This is a genomic window from Streptomyces sp. SID5910 (genome assembly GCF_009862125.1).
Taxonomy (GTDB): domain Bacteria; phylum Actinomycetota; class Actinomycetes; order Streptomycetales; family Streptomycetaceae; genus Streptomyces.
Genome location: NZ_WWHX01000147.1, coordinates 1 through 4,045, shown reverse-complemented (window position 1 = coordinate 4,045; position 4,045 = coordinate 1). Strand labels below are relative to the sequence as shown.

Here is a 4,045-nt window from a genome sequence, read left to right as displayed (position 1 = left end):
TGGGGCGTCGGCGCCCTGGCCGGCGGCGGCCCGGACGCGTCCGGCGCGGCGTCCGGCGCCCCGGGCCGGGCAGGCGCGGCCACCGTGGCCGCCGCGTCCTACGGCGCCGACGAGCTCCGCACCGACCGGGGCGTGCCGCCCGCCTACCGGCTGCTGATCGTCGAGACGGCCCACGACTGCGACCGCGACGAGGTCACCCCGGCCCTCCTCGCGGCGATACTCAAGGTGGAGAGCGACTTCGACGCCACCCTCTCCGACCCCGCGAAGAACGAGTACGGCATCGCCCGCTGGACGCCGAGCGTGCTGCGCTGGTGGATGAACGCCGACGGCACGCCCGGCGAGACCGTGCCCGAGCCGCCCTTCCCGCCCGCCGAGTCGATCCCGGCAATGGGCAGGTACCTGTGCTGGATCGCGCCCCGCCTGAACGCCGGCCTGCCGGGCGACCGCCGGGTACTGGTCGCCGTCGCCTACCGGACGTCGTACGGCAAGGTGAACGACACGGGCGCGGTCCCCCCGGCCCACCGCGCCTACGCCGACCGCGTCGCCCACTACGTCAAGGAGTACACGCCTCCCGGCGCGAGGTGACCCTGTGAGGTCCGAGGTGGCCGGGCCGCCGGGCAGTCGGCACCGTGAACGCACGGAGCGGGCCTCCGGCTCCCGCGGGGGAGAGCCGGAGGCCCGCTTCACACCTGCGGTACGGCCGGGATCAGTGGAAGAAGTGCCGCGTCCCGGTGAAGTACATCGTGACGCCGGCCTGCTTCGCGGCCTCCACGACCAGCTCGTCGCGGACCGACCCGCCGGGCTGCACGATGGCCCGCACACCGGCGTCGATCAGGATCTGCGCTCCGTCGGGGAACGGGAAGAACGCGTCCGACGCGGCGAAGGAACCGCGCGCCCGCTCCTCGCCGGCCCGCTCCACCGCGAGGCGGCACGAGTCGACGCGGTTGACCTGGCCCATGCCGACGCCGACCGAGGCACCGTCCTTGGCGAGCAGGATCGCGTTGGACTTCACGGCCCGGCTCGCCTTCCAGGCGAAGGCCAGCTCGGCCAGCTCCGCCTCGGACAGGGCCTCGCCGCTGGCCAGCGTCCAGGTCGACGGGTCGTCGCCCTCGGCCTGGAGGCGGTCGGCGACCTGGAGGAGGGCGCCGCCGTCGATCGGCTTCACGTCGACCGGGTGCGCGGGGCCGTCCGGGCAGCGCAGCACGCGGATGTTCTTCTTCTTGGTGAGGGCCTCCAGCGCGCCGTCCTCGTAGTCCGGCGCGACGACGACCTCGGTGAAGATCTCGGCGACCTGCTCGGCCATCTCCTTGGAGACCGGGCGGTTCACCGCGATCACGCCGCCGTACGCGGACAGCGGGTCGCAGGCGTGCGCCTTGCGGTGGGCCTCGGCGACGTCCGCGCCGATCGCGATGCCGCACGGGTTGGCGTGCTTGATGATCGCGACGCAGGGCTCGTCGTGGTCGTACGCGGCACGGCGGGCGGCGTCCGTGTCGGCGTAGTTGTTGTACGACATCTCCTTGCCGTGCAGCTGCTCGGCCTCGGCCAGACCGCCCGTGCCCGCGGTGTAGAGGGCGGCCGGCTGGTGCGGGTTCTCGCCGTAGCGCAGGGTGTGGGCGCGCTCCAGGCTGGTGGCGAGGAACTCCGGGAAGGGGGAGTCGTCGGCCGGGGCGTAGGAGGATGCGAACCAGGAGGACACGGCGATGTCGTACTCGGCCGTGTGCCGGAAGGCCTCGGCGGCCAGCCGCTTGCGGGCGGCGAGGTCGAAGCCGCCGTCCTGCACGGCGGCGAGGACGTCGCCGTACCGGGCCGGGCTGGTGACGACCGCGACGGAGGGGTGGTTCTTGGCGGCGGCGCGCACCATGGAGGGGCCGCCGATGTCGATCTGCTCGACGCACTCGTCGGGGGTGGCGCCCGAGGCGACGGTCTCGCGGAACGGGTACAGGTTCACCACGACCAGGTCGAACGGCTCCACGCCCAGCTCGCCGAGCTGCTGCCGGTGGCTCTCCAGGCGCAGGTCGGCGAGGATGCCGGCGTGCACCTTCGGGTGCAGGGTCTTGACGCGGCCGTCCAGGCACTCGGGGAAGCCGGTCAGCTCCTCGACCTTGGTGACGGGGACGCCGGCGGCGGCGATCCGCCCGGCGGTGGACCCGGTGGAGACGAGTTCGACGCCGGCCTCGTGCAGCCCGCGCGCCAGCTCCTCCAGCCCGGTCTTGTCGTAGACGCTGACGAGCGCCCTGCGAATGGCCCGCTTGTTGCTCTCGGCGGTGGCGGTCACTGGATAACTACCTTTCGTCCCTCAATGCGATAGCCGTTGCGGGCGAGCCGCCCCACGACATCGACGAGCAGCCTTCGCTCGACTTCCTTGATGCGCTCGTGCAGAGCGCTCTCGTCGTCCTCGTCCCGGATCTCCACCACGCCCTGCGCGATGATCGGCCCGGTGTCGACGCCGTCGTCGACGAAGTGGACGGTGCAGCCGGTGACCCTGGCGCCGTACGCGAGCGCGTCCCGCACTCCGTGGGCTCCCGGGAAGCTGGGGAGGAGCGCGGGGTGGGTGTTGACGAACCGCCCGCCGAACCGCGCGAGGAACTCCTTCCCCACGATCTTCATGAACCCGGCCGAGACGACGAGGTCCGGCTCGTGGGCGGCGACGGCCCCGGCGAGCGCCGCGTCCCATTCCTCACGGGTCCCGAAGTCCTTGACCCTCGTCACAAAGGTCGGCAGCCCGGCCCGCTCGGCCCGCGCCAGGCCCTCGATGCCGTCGCGGTCGGCGCCGACGGCGACGATCTCGGCTCCGTAGGCCTCGACGCCGGTGGCGGCGATCCCGTCGAGGAGCGCCTGGAGGTTGGTGCCGGATCCGGAGACCAGCACGACGAGGCGCTTGGCTCGCTGGGCCACGGGCTTGGCGGCCACGGTGGGGGCCTTTCTCGGGGGAGCGGTCTGTACGGTCGGCCCCCGCATACGCAGGTTTGTACGGTCCTACGAATGCTTCGCGCCCCGGGATACGGGGAAGTCTACGAAGCGGCCGACCGTCAGCAACGATACCGGCACACCGGACGGCCCCCTCGGGACGGGGGCGCGGCCGGCAGGTAGCGTCTGCGTGGAGCCGGACCGGGAACGGGACCCGTGTGCCACGCGTTCACCAGTGGTGCGGCCCGTTCGCACCCGCCGTTCCATCGTCGCCAGTTCGTTATCGCCAAGGGGAAGACGCTCACTTGATGCCGGACCGCAGCCTGCGACTGCTCACGCTCCCCCAGCAGTCGGCGCAGCCAGACCAGCGCAGCGCCGTGTTGCTGCGGGAACGTCCCTCCACGCCGCCCGACTCCTCCTCGGACCGGGAGAACGGCGACGAGCAGGGCGGCGGCACCCCCCAGGACGACAACCCCTTCGCCCCGCCCCCGGAGGGCTCCCCGGACCGCCCCTGGCAGCCGCGGCACCCGTCGGGCGGCGACGACTCGCAGGGCGGCGGCGGCCGCTCCCCGTGGGGCCGCCAGTGGAGCGACCGCCAGCCCGGCCGCTCCTCCGGCGGCTTCGGCGAGCAGCCCGGCGGCAACGGCCCGGAGGGCTCCGGCGGCGGCGGTGGCCCGCGCTGGGACCCGACGGACCCCGCCCAGCGACGCGCGCGCTATGCCCTGCTGTGCGGCATGTGGGCCCTGTTCTTCGCGCTCTTCAGCTGGTCGTACGTGGCGCTGCTGCTCGGCGCCCTCGCCCTGTACTGGGGCATCAGCTCCCTGCGCGCCAAGCCCCGCACCACGACCGACCCGGACGACCCGGCCCCGGCCGCCCCCCAGGACACCCGCCCCCAGCGGACCGCCGCGATCAGCGGCCTGGTCACGTCCTCCCTGGCGGTCCTCTTCGTGGCCGCGTCCTTCACCGCGCAGCTGGTCTACAACGACTACTACACGTGCCAGAACGACGCGCTGACGACCGAGGCCAAACAAACGTGCAGCAAGCTGCTCCCGGAACACCTCCGCGACATCCTGAGCACAGAAGACTGACCACGCGCACCCTTTCTGTCAGCCCGTCCGGCGTTTGAGGACGAGGCCGT

At 73.1% G+C, this 4,045-nt stretch carries 4 protein-coding genes; 2 read left to right on the top strand and 2 right to left on the bottom strand.

The window, feature by feature from the left end; translation table 11 throughout:
• On the top strand, positions 1-585 hold a 585-nt coding region (locus GTW67_RS05520), incomplete at its 5' end, for a lytic transglycosylase domain-containing protein (protein WP_237518686.1).
• Positions 586-706: 121 nt separating this feature from the next.
• On the opposite strand, the gene purH is transcribed toward GTW67_RS05520, so the two are convergent.
• Both purH and purN read right to left on the bottom strand, forming a co-directional pair.
• Complete coding sequence (gene purH, locus GTW67_RS05515; RefSeq protein WP_161163667.1) at positions 707-2,275, bottom strand: bifunctional phosphoribosylaminoimidazolecarboxamide formyltransferase/IMP cyclohydrolase; 1,569 nt, start codon at positions 2,273-2,275, stop codon at positions 707-709.
• Positions 2,272-2,910, bottom strand: a complete 639-nt coding sequence (purN, locus tag GTW67_RS05510) for a phosphoribosylglycinamide formyltransferase (protein WP_161163666.1) — start codon at positions 2,908-2,910, stop codon at positions 2,272-2,274. Before purN ends, purH begins: the two co-directional genes overlap by 4 nt.
• A gap of 305 nt (positions 2,911-3,215) precedes the next feature.
• On the opposite strand from purN, the gene GTW67_RS05505 reads away from it, so the two are divergent.
• Complete coding sequence (locus GTW67_RS05505; RefSeq protein ID WP_161163665.1) at positions 3,216-3,995, top strand: hypothetical protein; 780 nt, start codon at positions 3,216-3,218, stop codon at positions 3,993-3,995.
• Positions 3,996-4,045: the final 50 nt, after the last annotated feature.

What these genes read in the sequence shown, in the direction of transcription:
- GTW67_RS05505 (WP_161163665.1), top strand. Translation starts at nt 3,216, where the DNA reads ATGCCGGACCGCAGCCTGCGACTGCTCACGCTCCCCCAGCAGTCGGCG.